Below are 18,146 nucleotides of genomic sequence, written 5' to 3' on the forward strand. Positions count from 1 at the left end.
ATGGCAGAGCCCGACCTACCGCCTCTTCGCGACGTCATCGCCCGCCACGGGCTGGGCGCGCGCAAGAGCCTGGGTCAGCATTTCCTGTTCGACATGAACCTGACGCGCCGCATCGCGCGCGCCGGTGGCGATCTTTCCGCGGGCACGGTGATCGAGGTCGGGCCGGGGCCCGGCGGCCTGACCCGCGCGCTGCTGCTTGAGGGCGCCCGGCATCTGGTCGCGATCGAGCGGGACGAGCGCTGTCTGGCCGCGCTGGCCGAGCTCTCCGCCGCCTTCCCGGACCGCCTGACCGTCATCTCGGGCGACGCACTGGAGACGGAGGTCGAGACCCTGGGCCCCGCCCCGCGCCGCATCGTCGCCAACCTGCCCTACAACGTCTCCACCCAGCTCCTCATCGGCTGGCTGATGCTGCTGGCGCGCGACCCCTCGGCGCTCTCGGCGCTGGTCCTGATGTTCCAGAAGGAGGTGGCGCTGCGCCTGACCGCGCAACCGCGCAGCAAGGACTACGGCCGCCTCAGCGTCCTGACCCAATGGCTCTGCGAGGTGGAGATCGTCTTCGACGTCTCGCCCAAGGCCTTCGTGCCGCCGCCCAAGGTCACCTCCAGCGTCGCGCGGCTGATCCCGCGCGCGGCCCCCAGCCATCCGGCCAAGGCGCAGACGCTTCAGAAGGTTACCGCCGCCGCCTTCGGGCAGCGCCGCAAGATGCTGCGCCAGAGCCTGAAAGCCCTGGGCGGCGACACGCTGGCGATCCTTGAAGCCGCGGGGGTCAAGGAGACGGCGCGCGCCGAGGAGCTGAGCGTCGCCGACTTCTGCCGCCTGTCGGAGGCCTGGGAGGCTGAAAGAGGCTAGTCCTGCTCGCCGCGCAGGCTTTCGACGAAGGCGCGCAGGCCGCTCTGGCGGTCCCGGCGCAGGCGCTCGGCGTTCAGGATCGCGGTCACCCTGGCGACGCTCTCCTCGATATCGCGGTTGACCACGATGTAGTCGTACTCCGGCCAGTGGCTCATCTCGTCGGCGGCCTTGGCCATGCGCTGCTGCACCACCTCCTCGCTGTCCTGGGCGCGGCTCCTCAGGCGCTCTTCCAGGGAGGCCATGGAGGGCGGCAGGATGAAGACCGAGACCAGATCGTCGCGCGCCGACTCGCGGAGCTGCTGGGTGCCCTGCCAATCGATGTCGAACAGCACGTCGCGGCCCTCGCTCAAGGCGGCCTCGACCGGCCCGCGGGGCGTGCCGTAGCGGTTCTCGAAGACCCGTGCATGCTCCAGGAAGGCGTCTTCCCCGACCATCTGGGAAAAGCGCTCGGCCGTGACGAAGAAGTAGTCCTTGCCCTCGACCTCGCCCGGGCGCGGCTGGCGCGTGGTGGCGGAGATGGAGAGTGTCATGGCGGGCTCGCGCTTCAGGATCTCCCGCGAGATGGTGGTCTTGCCCGCGCCGGAGGGCGAAGAGAGCACCAGCATCAGACCCCGGCGCTTGATGGTCTCTTCCTTGTTCACGCTCGCCTGCCTCCCCTGCGCCGGCTCATTCGATGTTCTGGACCTGCTCGCGGAGCTGGTCGATGGTCGCCTTGAGGGCGAGCCCCAGGCGCGTCAGGTCCATGTCCGCGGACTTGGAGCAGAGCGTGTTGGCCTCGCGGTTCAGCTCCTGGCAGAGGAAGTCCAGGCGGCGCCCGACCGGTCCACCCGCCTCCAGCAGGTCGCTGAGCGCGGCGATGTGCCCGGCCAGGCGGTCCAGTTCCTCGCGCACATCGGCCTTGGCCGACAAGAGAGCGACCTCCTGGGCCAGCCGCTCTGGCGCGACGCCGCTGTCCTCGCCCAGCAACTCGGCGAGCTGCGCGGTCAGGCGCTGTTTCAAGGCCTCCGGCTGGGTCGCCGCGAGATCGCCCGCCTCCTGCGTCAGGCGCAGCAGCTCTTCCAGTTGGCTGTTGATCACGCCCAGCAGGTGCTCGCCCTCGGCCCGGCGGGCGGCGATAAGCTGATCGACGGCCTTGTCGAAGTCCTCCAGCAGCGCTGCCTCGCGCGCCTCCTTGGCGGCCTCGTCCTCGACCGGGTCCAGCACCTCCACCACGCCCTTGATGGCGAGCAGGCCATCGACGCTGGCGGGGGCCAGGCCCTGCTCCTGCTCCAGGCGCTTGCCTTCGGCCAGAAGCTGGGTCAGCACGGCCTCGTTGAGCCGCACCTCCTGCTCCTGCGCGGAGCGGTCCAGCACGAGGTTGATCTGTAGGCTGCCGCGCGCCAGGCGCTTGGGCAGCCGTTGGCGGATCTGCGCGTCCAGGGCCTCCAGGCCCTGGGGCAGGCGCGCGCGGGGCTCCAGCCCCTTGGCGTTGACCGACTTGATCTCCCAGGTCCAGGTCAGCGCCTCCAGCCCGCCCGCCTGGCGGGCGAAGGCGGTCATGCTGCAGATCGGCTTGTTGTCCGGTTGTTTGGCCATGGCGGCTGGATCCGCTCCCCCTTCGTCTCGGCTCGCGCCTTTCTTATACGCCTTGTGGCCCACCCCGCAAGGCGCTAAGGCCCGCCGGGGCGCGCCCGGCTTGTGCATAAACTGCCCCCTTGACCGCCGCATTTGGCCGGTGGATAAGAGGCGCATCATGCCAGATACGACAATGACCCTCGCCGAGGAAGCAGCCGACGCCCTTGCCAAGTGCCCTGACGCCAAGGCCGTCGATTGTTTCTTCGCCGATCTCTCCGGTGTGGTGCGCGGCAAGCGCTACCCCATCGATCAGCTGGACAAGATCCTGAAGGGCGGCCTCGCCTTTCCGGGTTCGGTCTTCCTTTTGGACACCAAGGGCGAGAGCCACGACCCCAGCGGGCGCGGCTTTTCCGACGGCGACCCGGACAACAAGGCGCTGCCTATCCCCGGCACCCTGAAGCCGGCGCCCTGGTCGAAGTCGCCGCTGCTCCAGGTCATGCTGACCCTGACCGAGGACGACGGCAGCCCCTATTACTTCGAGCCGCGCAACGTGCTGCGCCGCGCCATGCAGCCGCTTCTCGACCTGGGCTACACGCCCGTGGTGGCCATGGAGCTGGAGTTCTACCTGATCGATCCGGAGCTGCTGCCCGGCTCGATCCCGCAGCCGCCGATCTCCCCCTTGAGCGGGGAGCGCGACACCGGGACCCAGGTCTACGGCATGACCGAGGTCGACGCCTACGCCGACCTTCTGGACGAAATCTCCCTGGCCTGCGACGACCAGGAAATCCCCACCGGGGCCATCTCGGCGGAGTACGCGCCGGGCCAGTTCGAGATCAACCTGCACCACGTGCCCGACCCGCTGCTGGCCGCCGACCACTGCGTCATGTTCAAGCGCGTGGTCAAGGGCGTCGCCAAGCGCCACGGCATGCGCGCGACCTTCATGTCCAAGCCCTACCCCGATCAGGCGGGCAGCGGCCTGCACATGCACATCTCGCTGCTGGACAAGGACGGCAACAACGTCTTCGACGGCGGCCCGGAGAACCCAGCCAGCCCGCTGCTGCTGAACGCGGTCGGCGGCATGCTGGAAACCCTGCCGGAGGCCATGGCCTTCCTCGCGCCGAACCTCAACTCCTACCGCCGTTTCGCGCCCGACATCTTCGTGCCGATCGCGCGCTCCTGGGGTTACGAGAACCGCTCGGTCGCGCTGCGCATCCCGCTCGGCGAAGGCGACGCGCGGCGCATCGAACACCGCATGGCGGGCGCCGACGCCAACCCCTATCTGGCGCTGGCGACGGCCCTGGCGGGCATCCACCACGGCCTCACCAACAAGTGCGACCCCGGCCCGGCCTGGGAAGGCAACGCCGGCGTCGCCTACGACGAGGGCCTGACCTTCCGCCCGCGCCGCTCGCTGGAGGTGCTGGAGGAAGCGACCCTGCTGCCTGCCTACATGGGCGAGGAGTACGTGAAGACCTACGCCGCCTGCAAAATGGCCGAGGTCGAGCGCTTCGAGGCCGAGATCACCTCGACGGAGTACCGCTGGTACCTCCAAGCGGACTGATGCGCCCCGGATTGATGCGCCCCGGACTGGTGCCTCCCGGACTAACGATCACGCGGGAGGACCCGCGGGGCGCGGAGATCCGCCCCCTGATCGAGGCCCTGGACGCCTACCAGCAGGCGCTCTATCCGCCCGAGAGCAACCACCTGCTCGACCCCGAAAGCCTGGCCCGGCCCGGCGCGCTCTTCTTCGTGGCGCGCCTGGAAACCCGCCCCCACGGCATGGCCGCCCTGGTCCCGGCTCAGGACTACGGCGCGGCCGAGACCTACGGCGAGCTGAAACGCATGTTCGTGACCGAAGAGGCGCGCGGCCAAGGCATCGCCAAGGCCCTGCTCCTGCGCATCGAACAGGAAGCCCGAACCCTCGGCCTAGCGGCGATCAAGCTGGAAACCGGCAGCAAACAACCCGAAGCCATCGCGCTCTATCGGAGATATGGGTTCGAGGAGTGCGGGCCCTTCGGTGAGTACCAGGCCGACCCGCTGAGCCTGTTTATGAAGAAGGCCCTTTAAGCGAGCCACTCCCCCAACCGCTCGCACGCCTCCTCGATCTCCTCGTACTTCCCCGCGAAGCTGAGCCTTACGAAGCGGTGGCCTCGGGCCGGGTCGAAGTCGATGCCGGGGGTGGCGGCGATGCCGGTTTCGTTGAGCAGGCGGGTGCACCAGGACTTGCTGTCGTTGGTGAAGTCGCCGACATCCGCGTAGATGTAAAAGGCGCCGTCGGCGGGGGCGAGCTTGGTGAGGCCGGCTTTGGGCAGACGCTCCAGCAGGAGGGCGCGGGCCTTGGCGTAGTCCGCGACGCGCCGGTCCAGTTCGGGTTTGCAGCCGAAGGCGGCGACGCCGCCCACCTGGCTGAGGGTCGGGGGCGAGATGAAGAGGTTCTGGGCCAGGCACTCGATGGGCCGCAGCATCTCCTCGGGCAGCACCATCCAGCCCAGCCGCCAGCCGGTCATGCAGAAGTACTTGGAAAAGGAGTTGATGACCACGGCGTCGCCGGTCAGCTCCAGCGCCGAGACGCCCCGCCCGGCGAAGGTGATGCCGTGGTAGATCTCGTCGGAGATGATGCGCAGCTCCCGCTCCCGGCAGTAGTCGACCAGCGCTTTCAGGTGCGGCTCGTCGATCATGGTGCCGGTGGGGTTGGAGGGGCTGGCGATGATCAGGCCGTCGAGCTTGCCCTCGATCCTATCGAGCAGCGCAGGGGTCGGCTGGAAGCGGTCTTCAGCCTCCGCCTCGATCATCACCGGTTCGATGTCCAGGGCCTTCAGGATGTTGCGGTAGGCCGGATAGCCGGGCGCGGCCAGCGCCACGCGGTCGCCGGGGTCGAAGGCCGCCAGGAAGCTGAGCGTGAAGGCCGCCGAGGAGCCGGTGGTCACCACCACGCGGGCCGGGTCCAGATCGACCCCGTAGGCCTCCTCGTAGTGCCGGGCGATGGCCTCGCGCAGCGCAGGGATGCCCAACGCCACCGTGAAGCCGATGGGGTCGCCCTCCAGCGCCTGGGCGGTGGCGCGGCGCACGGCCTCGGGCGCGGGGCTGCCGGGCTGGCCTACCTCCAGGTGCAGCACCTCCTTGCCCTCCGCCGCGCGCTCGGCGGCGGCCCGCATCACGTCCATCACGATGAAGGGATCGACCTGACTGCGGCGGGAGAGTTTCATCGGGGTTCCTCGGTCCTTTTGGTCAAGCACGGTCCTTCAGGTCAGTCCGCACGGTGTCAGTCCGCACGGTGTCAGTCCGCACGGGCGGGAAGCCCAAAGCCGCGCTGGTCGGCCTCCACCTGACAGAGCTGGGGCTGGGCCAGACCCTCGGGGCAGTAGATGGCGCTGAGGGCGCCGATTTGCGGCACCACCTCGACCCGGTGGCCGCGCTGCTCCAGCGCGGACCGCACCCCCTGGTCCAGGATGCGCTCGGCGAAGACCGCGTCGGGATAGCCGTTGTGGGCGGCGCGCGGCTGCTCGATGAAGCGGCGCAGGCCGCCCTCCTCCTCGAAAGTCTGGATCATGACGCGGATCAGCGACTGCTGCGCGGCCATGCCGCCCGCGGCGGCGCCCAGGAACAAGACCTTGCCGCTGTTTTCGCTGCCGACCACGACGGGCGACAGCACCTGCGCGGAGTCGTTCTCAGGCGTGGCGAAAAGCAGGCCCGTTTCGGGGTCCAGACGCCCGCTGCCGAAGAGGCGCCCCAGGGAGAAGCTGCAGGCCACCGCCTGTCCGCGGTAGTCCACGGCGATCAGGCTGGCGGAGGCCGGGGTGTCCGGACGCTCCCCGCCCGGCGCCAGCAGCCCGCCGCTGCCCGCCGGGCGCTGATGCCGCTGCGGGTTGTACCCGGCCAGGAGCGCGTCCATGCGGTCCTCGTCGAGCTGCGGGCCGATCGGCACCTTCGCGCCGCCATTGGGCGCGCGCCAGCCATCACGGGCCAGGATGACGTTCTGCGCGGCCTCGGCCAGCAGGTGGAGGGCCGCTGCGCCCTCCTCGTCCGCCAGATCCTGTTCTTCTGTGAGCAGGTAGGCGAGCTGCGCGCCTTCAAGGCCGCCGATGGCGGGCGGCGGCGCGAAGAAGGCCGTGCCCTCGGTGAAGTCCACGGACAGCGGCGCGCTGTAGCCAACTTTGTAACCGCGAATCTCGGCCGCGGTGAGCGGCTGGCCCAGCGGGCGCGAGGCGGCGGCCAGCTGCTCCGGGAAGTCGCCCCGGTAGACAGCCGTCAATCCGTTCTGGCGGACCTGACCCAGCGTGACCGAGAGCGCCACTTGCTCCACCGGCTCGCCCTCACGCGGCGGCTGGCCATCGGGGCCGAGGAAGATCGACGCCAGGGTCGGATCGCCTGCGAGCAACTGGCGCGCCTGGGCGGCGTCGCGGGCGAAGGCCCGGCTGGTCTTGCCGCCGAAGCGGGCCAGGGCCTCGCCGCTCGCGACAAGCTGCGGCCAACGCAAGAAGCCGTAGCGCGCGTGCAGCGCGTCCAACCCGCGCACGAAACCCGGAATCATGCCGCCGGACGCGCCCTGCTCGGCCCTGAAGACCAGGGAATCGCCGGTGCGCGAGCCGCCATCGAAGACAACGCAGGCCCCGCCGCCCATCAGGCCGACCCGTGACGGCAGCGTCGCCGTCATGGCAAAGGCGCCCGCCACCACCGCATCGGCGGCGGACCCGCCTTTCAAGAGCACCTCGCGCGCGATGGTGGCCGCCTGCGGCTCTTCGGCCACCACGGCCCCGGAAAAGGTATAGGGCACGTCCAGAACGCCCTCCGGCTCGCCGCCACAGGCCGAAAGCGCGAGGGCGGCGGCGGTCAAAAGCGCCGCGGGGCGGAGAGCCCCGGCGCCGCGCCGCGGCACCTGCGTCATAGTTTCGCCACGAATGCCGCGTTGAAGTGCGCTGTCCGCCCGCCTACCTTTGTCCTTGGACAACAAGGGACGCACCGTGCGTAGAGCTTCTCGTTCTTCGGCCATTTTCGCCTTTATCCTTACCCTGTTCGTGGCGACCGCCGCGCCTGCGCAGGACCGCCCTTCATTCATTCGCGATGCGGAGATCGAAGATACCATCCGCGTCGTCTCGACGCCGCTGTTCCAGCAGGCCGGTCTGCCCCCCGAGGCCATCGACGTTTACCTGATCAACGACGATACGCTCAACGCTTTCGTCGCCGGCGGCCTCAACATGTTTTTGCACACCGGCTTTCTGTTGGCTACCGACAACATGGGCGAAGTGGCCGGGGTGATCGCCCATGAAACCGGCCACCTGGAGGGCGGCCACATCGCCGCCCGCAAGTCCCAGATCGAAGCGCTTCAGGGGCCGCTCTGGGCCACCTACGTGCTCGGACTGGGCGCTGCCATTCTCAGCGGCGACGGGCGCGTGGGCGCAGCCGCCGTGTCCGCCGGACAGAACGCGATTCTGCGCGACCTGCTGCTCTACACGCGCGGACAGGAAGCCTCGGCCGATCAGGCGGCCGTCCGTCTGATGGAGGGTGCGGGCTACTCCGCGGAGGGCCTGCTGACCTTCATGAGCAAGCTGAGGGGGCAGGAGGCGCTGCTCAGCTCCAACCAGGACCCCTACCTGCGCAGCCACCCGCTCACCACCGACCGCATGAACTACCTCAGGGACTCGGTCACCAATTCGCCCTTTGCCGGAAAAGACTTTCCCAGCGACATGCAACTCCGCCACGCGCGCATGCAGGCAAAGCTGATCGGCTTCCTGAAAGCGCCCAACGTCGTGATGATCGAATACCCGGAGAGCGACCAGTCGCTGCCCGCCCGCTACGCGCGTTCCATCATGAACTACCGCTCCGGGCGCATCGATGAGGCCCTCACCATGATCGACGGCCTGTTGGCCGAATATCCTGAAGACCCTTACTTTCATGAGTTGAAGGGCCAGGTTCTGTTCGAGAACGGCCGCGTCGCCGAAGCCGTGGAGCCCTATCGTCAGGCAGTCCGCTACGACCCGGAGTCGGCCCTGCTGCGCATGGCCTTCGCCCATACCCTGGTCGAAGCGAACGACCCTTCCCTCTTGAACGAAGCCAAGGAAAACCTGACGCTGGCGCTCAGTGAGGAGCCGAGGAACGCGTCGGCCTGGCGCCAGCTCGCCATCGCCGAGGGCCGGATGGGCAACGTCGGCAAGGCCGCCCTGGCGCTGGCCGAAGCCGCCGCGGCGCGCGGCGATTTCCTGGAGGCGCGCGGGCAGTCCGAACGCGCGCTCTCCCTGCTGCCCGAGGGCAGCGGCGACCGCTTGCGCGCCGAAGACCTGAAACGCTATGCCGACAGCGAGTTGAAGAACCGCGCTTCGGGCAACTGACACTGCGGGCCGAGGGCCCCTGAATTTGGAGAGGAAAGCATGAAGAGAGCCGGAATCACGGCCCAGGTCCGGGCGGAACGGGACCCGCAGGCGCAAACGGCGCAAGCGGCGCGAGGCCACCTGCTGCTTGGCGCCTTGCTGGCGCTGGCGCTGCTGATCGGGCAGGCGGCAAGCGCGCTCGGCCAGACCACGGAACAGAGCCTCCCGCCCCTGCCCGAGGGCATCGACCGCGAGGCGCTGAACCAGGTGATCGAGGACTACATCCGCAATCACCCGGAGGTCATCATCGAGTCCTTGCGATCCATGGAGGACCGCCAGCGCCAGGCCGAAGCCGAACACCGCCGTCAGGTCATCCTGGCGCGCAGCGACGCCTTGAAGAACGACCCCACCTCGCCGGTCTTCGGCAATCCGGAGGGATCGGTGACGATCGTTGAGTTCTTCGACTACCGCTGCGGCTATTGCCGGCGCATGGTCCCGGCCATGCAAAGGCTGCTGGAAGAAGATCCTGACCTGCGCTGGGTGATGAAGGAGTTCCCGATCCTGGGGCCGGAATCCCTCTATGCCTCGCGCGCCGCCGTGGCCGCGCAGAAGCAGGGCAAGTACCAGGAGTTCCACATGGCGCTGATGAGCGACGGCGTCTCGATCACCGATGACAACGTGGACCGGATCGCGGCGCTGGTGGGCCTGGACATGGAGCAGCTGAAGGCGGACATGGAGAGCAAGGAAACCCAGGACATCCTGGCCCGGAACCAGGAGCTGGCCCGCGATCTCGGCATCGGCGGCACGCCAAGCTTCGTGCTGGGCGACAGCTTCCTGCCGGGCGCCGTGCCGGAGGACCGCCTGCGCGCCCTGATCCAGGAACAGCGCGACAGTCAGGGGTGACGCAGGGCCACCGGGGACGGCTCCGGAGGAACAGGCCAACAAGGCCGCACAGGAGGCCAGGCGAACGGACGGCTGCAATTGCACGGCGCGTACGGCTTGTGTTAACCACTCTGCGGACGGAGAATAGTCTCCTCGCCACCGATATCAGGGGGAATTGCCGCCTTGGCCGACGCGCGGAGCGTTTTGCTCCTCAACGGACCGAACCTCAATCTGCTGGGCACGCGCGAGCCTGACGTCTACGGCTCGACCACGCTTGCCGAGATCGAGGCCGCCTGCGCGGAGCGGGCGGGCGCCCTTGGTTTGACGCTGGAGGCACGGCAGTCCAACCATGAGGGCGAGCTGGTCTCCTGGATCCAGGAGGCCCGCCAGAGCCACGCGGCGATCGTCATGAACCCCGGCGCCTTTACCCACACCTCGGTCGCCATTCTGGACGCGCTTCAGGCCTACGAGGGAATGGTCGTGGAGGTGCACCTCTCCAACATTCACCGGCGCGAATCCTTCCGGAACCATTCCTACGTGTCCCTGGCGGCATCAGGTGTCATCATGGGGCTGGGGGCTACCGGATACCTGCTCGCGCTTGAGGCCGTTGCCGAGCGCATCGGAGAGAGCGCGTAAGACCCAATAGCGAAAAAAGCCGAGTGCTTTAGCGAGAACAGGAAAGATGGCTGAATTTGATCTGAATGACGACCTTGTGCGCCGCCTGGCGGAGTTGCTTGAGGAGACCGGCCTGACCGAGATCGAGTACGAGTCCGAAGGCCACCGCATCCGCGTCTCGCGCGGCGGATCGGCGCCCGTGGCGAACTACGCCGTCGGCGCGCCCGCTCCTGCGCCCGCGGCGGCGCCGGCGCCCGCCGGTCCCAGCGCGGACGCCGTGCCCGCCGGGGCGGTGACCTCGCCGATGGTCGGCACCGCCTACTGCGCGGCACAGCCCGGAACGCCCGCCTTCGTCAAAGTCGGCGATACGGTGCGCGAGGGCCAGACCATCCTGATCATCGAAGCCATGAAGGTCATGAACCAGATCCCAGCACCGCGCGCCGGCAAGGTTACCCAGATCCTCGTGGAGGACGGCCAACCGGTCGAGTTCGGCGAACCGCTGATCGTGATCGAGTGACCTAAAGCGCCGCGCCCGGATCAGGCCGGCGAACGAGTTCAGGAAGGCGGACCCGCTCCATGTTCGAAAAAGTCCTAATCGCCAACCGGGGAGAGATCGCGCTGCGCATCCACCGCGCCTGCCGCGAGATGGGCATTCACACCGTTGCCGTACACTCCCTGGCCGACGCGAACGCGATGCACGTACGCCTCGCGGACGAATCGGTCTGCATCGGGCCCAACCAGTCCCGCGACAGCTACCTGAACATCCCGGCCCTGCTTTCGGCGGCCACGATCACCGGCGCCGACGCCGTGCATCCGGGCGTCGGGTTCCTCTCGGAGAACGCCGATTTCGCCAACATGGTCGAAGAGCACGGCATGACCTTCATTGGCCCGAAGCCGGAGCACATAGCCCTGATGGGCGACAAGATCGCGGCCAAGGATGAAGCGATCCGTCTCGGCATTCCGGTGGTGCCGGGTTCCGACGGCGGGGTCACCTCCGACGCGCAGGCTCTGAAGGTCGCCGAGAAAACCGGCTATCCGGTTCTGGTCAAGGCCAAGGCCGGCGGCGGCGGGCGCGGCATGAAAGTGGCGCGCAGCCCCGAAGAACTCGTCGAGGGCCTGCAGATGGCCAAGAACGAAGCAAAAGCGGCCTTCGGCAACGACGACGTCTACATGGAAAAGTACCTCGACAACCCGCGTCATATCGAGGTTCAGATCCTCGCGGACGGTCAGGGCAACGTGGTCCACCTGGGCGAACGCGACTGTTCCCTGCAGCGGCGCCACCAGAAGGTGCTGGAGGAAGCGCCCTCGCCCGCGCTCAACAGCGCCGAGCGGGAGCGTATCGGCAAGATCGCGCTGAAGGCCATGGACAAGATGGGCTACCGGAGCGCCGGCACGCTGGAGTTCCTCTATCAGGACGGCGAGTTCTTCTTCATCGAAATGAACACCCGCCTTCAGGTCGAGCACCCCATCTCGGAGATGATCACCGGCATCGACCTTGTGCGCGAGCAGATCCGTATCGCCGCCGGCATGCCTCTGGAAATCACCCAGCAGGACATCCGCTTCCAAGGCCACGCCATCGAGTGCCGCATCAATGCCGAAAACGCCGAGACCTTCATGCCCTCGCCGGGGCGGGTGAGCGATTATCACGCGCCGGGCGGCCTGGGCGTGCGCGTCGACTCAGGCCTCTATTCCGGCTACGCCATTCCCCCCTATTACGACAGCCTGATCGCCAAGCTGGTGGTTCACGGTCAAAGCCGGAACGAATGCCTCATGCGGCTGCGGCGCGCGCTGGAGGAGTTCGTGATCGACGGTGTGGAGACCACGATTCCCCTGCATCAGCGCCTGATCGGAGAGACCGATTTCATTAATGGCGATTACAACATACACTGGTTGGAGAAGATGCTGAGCGGCCGGAAAACGTGAGGGGCCCGTTTGGCGCCCGAACGGTTCCGGCCATCCGTTAGGGGGAAGGCGGAAGCTTTTGAGCGAGCCGACCAAACTGCTGCTCAGCCCGGATTTGTTGCTCCGGGCCTACGCCATTGGCATTTTTCCGATGGCGGAGAGCCGCGATGCGTCCGAAATCCATTGGGTCGAGCCGACCCAGCGCGGCATCATCCCGCTCGATTCCTTTCATGTTCCCCGCAGCTTGCGCAAGGTGGTGCGCAAGGGCCTCTTCACGGTAAGCGTGGATCAAGCCTTCGAGGCGGTGATCGACGGCTGCGCGGAGCCCAAGAAGGGCCGGGACGACACTTGGATCAACCCGACCATCCGCCGCCTCTATGTCGAGCTGCACCGGATGGGGCACGCTCACTCCGTCGAATGCTGGCGCGACGACCGTCTCATGGGCGGCCTCTACGGCGTGGCGCTGGGCGGCGCCTTCTTCGGGGAGTCCATGTTCTCGCGCGTGCCGGACGCCAGCAAGGTGGCGCTGGTGCATCTGGTCGCCATTCTGCGCGAGGGGAACTTCCGGCTGCTGGACACGCAGTTCGTGACCGATCACCTGGAGCAGTTCGGCGCGATGGAAGTCAGCCGCGACGCCTACCGCGAGCGCTTGAACCGCGCCATCAACGTAACGGCTCAGTTCGCGGGCGCGCCCTCTTCGGAGGAACTGGAAGCCGTGCTGCAGTCCAACAGCCAGACATCGTAGACCGGGTGCTCCAGGGCCGAGAGGCCCGGCGAGGAGGCAAACATCCAGCCTGAAAAGACCCTGGTCGCCGCCGCATCGGGCGGATCGTCGTCGATCTCCAGAAAAGCCGCGCTCTCAGGCTCCTCGGTCGGGGGCGTCTTGCGGCAATCGCGAACCGTTACAAGCAGGCTGCCGAAGGTCCCTGTACCGCCGACCGGCACCTGCAACTCGGTTACCCGGGCGGTCACCTTGTCGAGGCCTTGCAAAACCGCGGTCTGACCGACGACCGAGAAATCCTCGCTGGAGAGCGCAAAGGCGGCGCTGGAACCCAAGGCGGAGACCGCCAGGGCGGCGATGGCAAGAGAAGCCTTTTTCACAGCGCCTTTCCTCAGTCTTTCTTGGCGTAGGGATTTTCGAGCGAGGCGACGAGGGCTTCGAAGACCTCACGTATCTGCGCCTCGTCACAGCCCATCAGGATACCGTCTTCCAGAGCGTCCTGGGCCATCTCCCGGATTTCCTCCAGGTTCTCGTTCAGCACCTTGATCTTCTCGACGCAAGACAGAGGCTCGCCATCGGGCTGACGCCAGGTGGGCAGGGTGAATTCGTGGGAATCGCCGTTGCTCATGCTCTGTCACTTAAGCAAAGCGCGCGGACAAGGCAAGGCTGGGCCGCTCAGTTGCCGCCGCCGTCCGGACCGTCCTGGGAGAAGACGAAGCGGCCTAGCAGGTCGGCCAGGTTGACCGCGCCCTGGGTGAACTGGATCGCTCCGCCGTTCGAGAGGTTCACCACCGAGCCGCCGGGCTCCAGCTCCACGAAGTTGCTGCCGAGCAGGCCGTCCGGGACGATGCGCGCCGAAGAGTCTTCCGGCAACTGGATCGAATCGTCGATCGAAAGTTCCAGCTGCGCCATGAAGGACTGGGCGTCGATGGAGGATTCGGTGACGGTGCCGATCTTCAGCCCGGCGAGGCGGACGTCGCTGCCGACGTTGATGCCGGCGGCGTTGTCAAAGGCCGCCGTCAGGCGGTAGCCGTCGCTGGTCCTGACCGAGGTGGTGTTGAAGGCGAAGATGACGAATCCCGCTGCCACCAGCAGTACGATCCCGCCCAGGATGGTTTCTAGAATGTTGCGGCTCATGGCCCCCTTGGCTCCTTGGTCTCGTCGCCCTGCGCCTCTTGTTGCGTGGCGCTGTATGGCATCCGCTATTCTGGTTTCCAGGCCTCGTAGTCACCCCCGGTCGGGGCGCGCTCGCCGCCCTTCAGCGTATGGCCGGGCGGTCGATAGGCCAGCTCGGTCCCTGTCAGGTTCGGCTGGTGCGGCTTTTCCCACTCGCGGTGCTTGACGCCCTCGGGCGGTGGCACCTCATCGCTCCAATGATGCAGCCAGGAATGCCACTCGGGCGGCACGCGGCTGGCTTCGACCTCGTCCTTGTAGATCACCCAGCGCCGTTCGCGCCGCAAGGAACCGACCTTGCGCGCCTGGGCGCCCTTCTCACGGAAGTAGACGTTGCCCTCTTGATCGCGTCCCACCTCTTCGCCGCGAAAGCGGGTGAAGAGCCAGGTTCCGAAGTTGCTTGCCATGTCGTTTCCGTCAAACCTTCGCGTCGCAGGATGAAAGGCTTTCGTGAGGCCGGACTATTGCACCTAAGGGCCCTTTCGTCCAGTCCCGGCGGCCCTGTCACGGGGCGGCGAAAGCGGCGCCACTGGACAGTCCGCCGGGGGCTCAATATACAGGCCCGATACGGGTCCAGCATGCAGCAATCGCGGCAACGAGAGCCTTTGGACGGGGAGAGCATGGCCGACTTCTGGCACGACTGCGGATTTCATCTGACCGAACGGGACGAGCGGGGCTTTCTGAAGGTCACCGAAGATTTTCTGCGCGCCTACATCAACCGGCCGGAAGTGCGTCCGGTCGAGGAATCCTGCGACTCCGAACGCGCACTGCACGCCCAGCTCCTGAAGAACCCGCGACAGGCGGTCTCCGAAGAGCGCTTGCAGCAGATGGCCGACCCGGATGCGGTCGAAAATTACCGCATCGTCCTCGCCTTCCGGGACCGTCTGATCAAGGCGGGCACGCTGGAGGCCGCCTATCTGGACCTGTTCCTGGAGACCGCGCCCTCGTCGGGCGTGCCCGTGCCGCCGCTCTTCATCGACCAGCTCGCGCACGTGATCCTGCGCAACATCCTGGACGGCGTGGAGGACGGCCTGAAGCTGCGCGCCGGGGAGATCTTCTTCCGCAGCCAGAAGGTCACCATCAACGATGGTCACGTCATGGCAGCCGATGAGGAAGTCGTTGAAATGTATTCAAGTTCCGGCGGCTTTGGCGACCTTGGCCGCTTGATCGCGGAGGCGCAGACGCCGCTGCGCACCGTGGAGCTGGACGTTCTGACGACCGACAACTCCGATCTCTACTTTCAGCGCGACCAAGCCCACGACACCGTCTTGAACCTGAACTTCGCGGGTGACGGCCTGGACGCCTTCTGCCGGGTCATGGAGGCCTGGATCGCCCACTTCCTCGGCGTCGGGGTCTCGATCCAGCCGGTGCAGGAGATCCGGGACGAGCGCTGGGTCTGGCACATCGGACTGGACGTCGAGGGTACGCGCCTCCTGAACGACCTCTACAACGGAGACGAGGTGGGCGAAGCGCGCCTCGCCCGGCTGCTGTCGCTTTTCCGCATGGAGTTCAAGGACCCGCAGGTCATGCCCGAGTCCATGGCCGGGCGGCCGGTCTACCTCGCGCTCTGCATGAACAGCGACTCGCTGCTGCGCTTCAAGCCGCAAAACCTGCTGGTCAACCTGCCGCTCGCCGACCGGTCCTGACGGGGGGCGCGGAGGACCATGCTGCGCGCCTTCCTGACCGCCCTGCTACACGACGGACGCCCGCTGGCTCTGGTCTCGGCCTCCTGCTTTGGCATCATCACCTCGATCGCCACCATCGCTTACGACGGCGGCGCCTCGCCCATGACGCTGGCGGTGCTGCGGGCCGGGGTCGCCGGGTTTGTTCTGGCGTTGTGGCTGCGCCTGGCAGGCAAGCTCTTCGTCTATGCCAAGGAGCTGCCTACCCTGCTGCTGCTGGCGCTCTGCAACATGGGGATCTCGATCGGCGTCCTGGGGTCCGTCTTTTTCATCCCCGTCTCGCTGGCGGCGATCATCTTCTACACCTTCCCCCTGATCATCGCGGGCGCCAACGCGGCCTTCGCGCGGCGGCTGCCGAGCCGGCGGGAGAGCCTCTACTTCGCCGTCGCCTTCGTGGGCTTGGCGCTGGTGATCGGGCCGAAGTTCACCAGCCTGGACTGGCGCGGCATCGCGCTCGCCTGTCTGGCCAGCCTCTCGGCGACGGGCATGTTCCTGGTGGCCGAACGCCGCGCGCGCCATCTGGACGACATGTCGGTTTCCTGTCAGGTGAACCTGCTGGGCGCGCTGCTCGCCGGGCTCGGGGTGATGTTCTGGGACGCCGGGCTCTTCTCCTGGCCGGAGAGCGATCTTTCCCTGGGCCTCACGATCATGGTCTGCGGGCTTTATCTGATCGCCATGATGGCCTTCTTCCCGGCGGTCCGCCACGCGGGCTCGGCCAAGGCCGCTTTGGTCTTCAACGTGGAGCCCGTGGTCTCCATCTTGGGCGCGGTGCTGATCCTGGGCGAAGTCCTGAGCCTTTATCAATGGCTTGGCGGGGCGCTGGTGATCGGCACGCTGGTCGCCTCCTCGCTGGCGCGCAGGCACCATGCCGCGCCGCCGCCGCCAGGCCGCCCGGTCTGATTCCTAAGCCGCGATGATGTTGTGCGCCGGGCCGAAGGGGAACTTCGTGATGTTCTCAGCCCCCGCCTCCGTCACCACCAGGATATCGTGCTCGCGGTAGCCGCCCGCGCCCGGCAGACCCTCGGGCAGCATGATCATGGGCTCCATGGAGACCACCATGCCCGGCGCCAGCACGGTCTCGATATCCTCGCGCAGTTCCAGACCGGCCTCCCGCCCGTAGTAGTGGGAGAGAACGCCGAAGGAATGGCCGTATCCGAAGGTCCGGTACTGCAACAGGTCGTGTTCCCTGTAGATCTCGTTCAGCTCTGCCGCGATATCGCAGCAGCGCGCGCCCGGCTTGATCAGCTCCAGACCCCGCTCATGCACCGCGACGTTGACCTCCCACAGCCGCAGGTGATCCGGGCCGCAGTGGTCGAGGAAGAGCGTGCGCTCCAGCGCCGTGTAGTAGCCCGCGATCATCGGAAAGCAGTTGAGGGAGAGGATATCCCCCTTTTCCAGATGCCGCGACGTCACCGGGTTATGGGCGCCATCGGTATTGATGCCCGATTGGAACCAGGTCCAGGTATCCATCAGCTCGGCGTGCGGGAAGGTCCGGGCGATCTCGCGCACCATGGCGCCGGTGGAGGCCAGCGCCACTTCATACTCGGGAACGCCCTCCCCGATCGCCTCTACGCAGGCCGCGCCGCCGATGTCGGCGATGCGCGCGCCCTGCTTGATCAGCGCGATCTCCTCGTCCGACTTCACCATCCGCTGCCCCATCGCCAACTTCGAGATGTCGGCCAGATGCGCCCCCGGCAGCGCGTCTTGCAGCTTCCTGTGGTTCTCCAGCGTCAGGTGGTCGAACTCGATGCCCAGGGTGATGCCGTCGGGCAGCAGCTTCTTGACCGCGCGGAAGAAGTTGTCGCGCTGCCAGTCGCTGTAGACGAGGTTGTCGCCGAAAGAGCGGCGCCAGGGCTGCCCGCCGTCGATGTTGGCGGAGATGGTGGTCGCCGCCGATTGCGTCACCACCAGCCCGTAGAAGCGCCCGAAGTGGCAGAACAGGAAATCCGCGAAATAGTCGATGTTGTGGTAGGAGGTGAAGAGCGCGGCATCGATCGCGGCCTCCGCCATGGCGGCCCGCAGCTGAGTCAGCCGCCGGGTCATCTCAGCCTCGGAGAAGGTCGGCTGGACCTTCTCGCCGTTGCGGATCGTCTTGAGCGCCTCGAGCATGGCCGCCCCTTTCCTTCCCAGAGCCTGCGGAGTGGACGGGCTGGAGCCGCGCCCAAAAAGGACTTTAGCGCCCTCTCCAAACAGAAAGAAAGCGCTTCAGCGCAGCGCCCTGCGTCGCGTGCCGCGGAGCGCCGCCATTGTTGATTCTGTCAATACAAAAATGGCCGTCAGGTAACGGTAAATAATAGTGACACACACCATATCTTGTGTTTTCATTTAATCATCATCACAAGGGGCTGACGGAACACCTCTTCGGAGAGGTCATGGCGCGTCGCTCCTTGCGGCAGGCTCGGGGGGAAGCCGAGGCCACCTAACCAGATTTTCAATCAGGGTGCGGTGCGACTCCCCAGAGCGCAG

At 67.0% G+C, this 18,146-nt stretch carries 20 protein-coding genes; 11 read left to right on the plus strand and 9 right to left on the minus strand.

The window, feature by feature from the left end; all coding sequences use genetic code 11:
- A complete protein-coding gene (rsmA, locus tag P8X75_02405; protein ID MEJ1994050.1) occupies window positions 1-849 on the plus strand; it encodes a 16S rRNA (adenine(1518)-N(6)/adenine(1519)-N(6))-dimethyltransferase RsmA in 849 nt (282 codons plus the stop codon).
- Here rsmA and gmk read toward each other — a convergent pair.
- Window positions 846-1,454 (minus strand): guanylate kinase, encoded by a 609-nt coding sequence (gene gmk / locus P8X75_02410; GenBank protein MEJ1994051.1) that lies wholly within the window; start codon window positions 1,452-1,454, stop codon window positions 846-848. The genes rsmA and gmk overlap by 4 nt on opposite strands.
- Window positions 1,455-1,515: 61 nt before the next feature.
- Entirely contained in the window at window positions 1,516-2,424 is a 909-nt protein-coding gene (locus tag P8X75_02415) for a YicC family protein (protein ID MEJ1994052.1), read from the minus strand.
- A gap of 157 nt (window positions 2,425-2,581) precedes the next feature.
- Between P8X75_02415 and P8X75_02420 the strand changes: the two genes are divergently transcribed.
- Together P8X75_02420 and P8X75_02425 are read left to right on the plus strand one after the other, a co-directional pair.
- Window positions 2,582-3,961: a glutamine synthetase family protein gene (locus P8X75_02420; protein ID MEJ1994053.1), complete on the plus strand. Its 1,380-nt coding sequence runs from the start codon at window positions 2,582-2,584 to the stop codon at window positions 3,959-3,961.
- Entirely contained in the window at window positions 3,961-4,467 is a 507-nt protein-coding gene (locus P8X75_02425) for a GNAT family N-acetyltransferase (GenBank protein MEJ1994054.1), read from the plus strand. Before P8X75_02420 ends, P8X75_02425 begins: the two co-directional genes overlap by 1 nt.
- Here the strand turns inward: P8X75_02425 and P8X75_02430 are convergent.
- Window positions 4,464-5,606 (minus strand): pyridoxal phosphate-dependent aminotransferase, encoded by a 1,143-nt coding sequence (locus tag P8X75_02430; GenBank protein MEJ1994055.1) that lies wholly within the window; start codon window positions 5,604-5,606, stop codon window positions 4,464-4,466. The genes P8X75_02425 and P8X75_02430 overlap by 4 nt on opposite strands.
- Before the next feature lie 71 nt (window positions 5,607-5,677).
- On the minus strand, window positions 5,678-7,285 hold the full coding sequence (locus P8X75_02435) for a gamma-glutamyltransferase (GenBank protein ID MEJ1994056.1): 1,608 nt from the start codon (window positions 7,283-7,285) through the stop codon (window positions 5,678-5,680).
- A gap of 76 nt (window positions 7,286-7,361) precedes the next feature.
- Here P8X75_02435 and P8X75_02440 point away from each other — a divergent pair, with 76 nt between their 5' ends.
- The 6 genes from P8X75_02440 (at window position 7,362) to aat (ending at window position 12,849) form a co-directional block, all read left to right on the plus strand.
- Window positions 7,362-8,726: a M48 family metalloprotease gene (locus P8X75_02440; GenBank protein ID MEJ1994057.1), complete on the plus strand. Its 1,365-nt coding sequence runs from the start codon at window positions 7,362-7,364 to the stop codon at window positions 8,724-8,726.
- A 39-nt stretch (window positions 8,727-8,765) separates the two neighbouring features.
- The gene (locus P8X75_02445) at window positions 8,766-9,608 is read left to right on the plus strand and encodes a DsbA family protein (protein MEJ1994058.1); all 843 of its coding nucleotides are present in this window, start codon (window positions 8,766-8,768) and stop codon (window positions 9,606-9,608) included.
- Between the two features lie 162 nt (window positions 9,609-9,770).
- Window positions 9,771-10,223 (plus strand): type II 3-dehydroquinate dehydratase, encoded by a 453-nt coding sequence (gene aroQ / locus P8X75_02450; protein ID MEJ1994059.1) that lies wholly within the window; start codon window positions 9,771-9,773, stop codon window positions 10,221-10,223.
- Between the two features lie 46 nt (window positions 10,224-10,269).
- On the plus strand, window positions 10,270-10,719 hold the full coding sequence (accB, locus tag P8X75_02455; protein MEJ1994060.1) for an acetyl-CoA carboxylase biotin carboxyl carrier protein: 450 nt from the start codon (window positions 10,270-10,272) through the stop codon (window positions 10,717-10,719).
- Between the two features lie 59 nt (window positions 10,720-10,778).
- Complete coding sequence (accC, locus tag P8X75_02460; GenBank protein MEJ1994061.1) at window positions 10,779-12,125, plus strand: acetyl-CoA carboxylase biotin carboxylase subunit; 1,347 nt, start codon at window positions 10,779-10,781, stop codon at window positions 12,123-12,125.
- 58 nt (window positions 12,126-12,183) lie between these two features.
- A complete protein-coding gene (gene aat / locus P8X75_02465; protein MEJ1994062.1) occupies window positions 12,184-12,849 on the plus strand; it encodes a leucyl/phenylalanyl-tRNA--protein transferase in 666 nt (221 codons plus the stop codon).
- Here aat and P8X75_02470 read toward each other — a convergent pair.
- The 4 genes from P8X75_02470 to P8X75_02485 all read right to left on the minus strand — a co-directional run bounded on the left by P8X75_02470 (window position 12,780) and on the right by P8X75_02485 (window position 14,405).
- Entirely contained in the window at window positions 12,780-13,205 is a 426-nt protein-coding gene (locus tag P8X75_02470) for a DUF2155 domain-containing protein (protein MEJ1994063.1), read from the minus strand. The two genes, aat and P8X75_02470, sit on opposite strands and share 70 nt — an antisense overlap.
- 11 nt (window positions 13,206-13,216) lie before the next feature.
- Entirely contained in the window at window positions 13,217-13,453 is a 237-nt protein-coding gene (locus P8X75_02475) for a hypothetical protein (GenBank protein ID MEJ1994064.1), read from the minus strand.
- A 47-nt stretch (window positions 13,454-13,500) separates the two neighbouring features.
- On the minus strand, window positions 13,501-13,962 hold the full coding sequence (gene mlaD, locus P8X75_02480) for an outer membrane lipid asymmetry maintenance protein MlaD (GenBank protein ID MEJ1994065.1): 462 nt from the start codon (window positions 13,960-13,962) through the stop codon (window positions 13,501-13,503).
- A 65-nt stretch (window positions 13,963-14,027) separates the two neighbouring features.
- Entirely contained in the window at window positions 14,028-14,405 is a 378-nt protein-coding gene (locus P8X75_02485; protein MEJ1994066.1) for an NADH:ubiquinone oxidoreductase subunit NDUFA12, read from the minus strand.
- A gap of 213 nt (window positions 14,406-14,618) precedes the next feature.
- Between P8X75_02485 and P8X75_02490 the strand changes: the two genes are divergently transcribed.
- Window positions 14,619-15,644: a DUF6352 family protein gene (locus tag P8X75_02490; protein MEJ1994067.1), complete on the plus strand. Its 1,026-nt coding sequence runs from the start codon at window positions 14,619-14,621 to the stop codon at window positions 15,642-15,644.
- 18 nt (window positions 15,645-15,662) lie between these two features.
- Window positions 15,663-16,580 carry a DMT family transporter gene (locus P8X75_02495; protein MEJ1994068.1) on the plus strand — a complete coding sequence of 306 codons (918 nt, stop codon included), beginning with the start codon at window positions 15,663-15,665 and terminating at the stop codon, window positions 16,578-16,580.
- Between the two features lie 3 nt (window positions 16,581-16,583).
- Here the strand turns inward: P8X75_02495 and P8X75_02500 are convergent, their stop codons facing one another.
- On the minus strand, window positions 16,584-17,789 hold the full coding sequence (locus P8X75_02500) for a M24 family metallopeptidase (protein ID MEJ1994069.1): 1,206 nt from the start codon (window positions 17,787-17,789) through the stop codon (window positions 16,584-16,586).
- Window positions 17,790-18,146 lie beyond the last annotated feature (357 nt).

Source organism: Limibacillus sp., assembly GCA_037379885.1.
Classification (GTDB): Bacteria; Pseudomonadota; Alphaproteobacteria; order Kiloniellales; family CECT-8803; genus JARRJC01.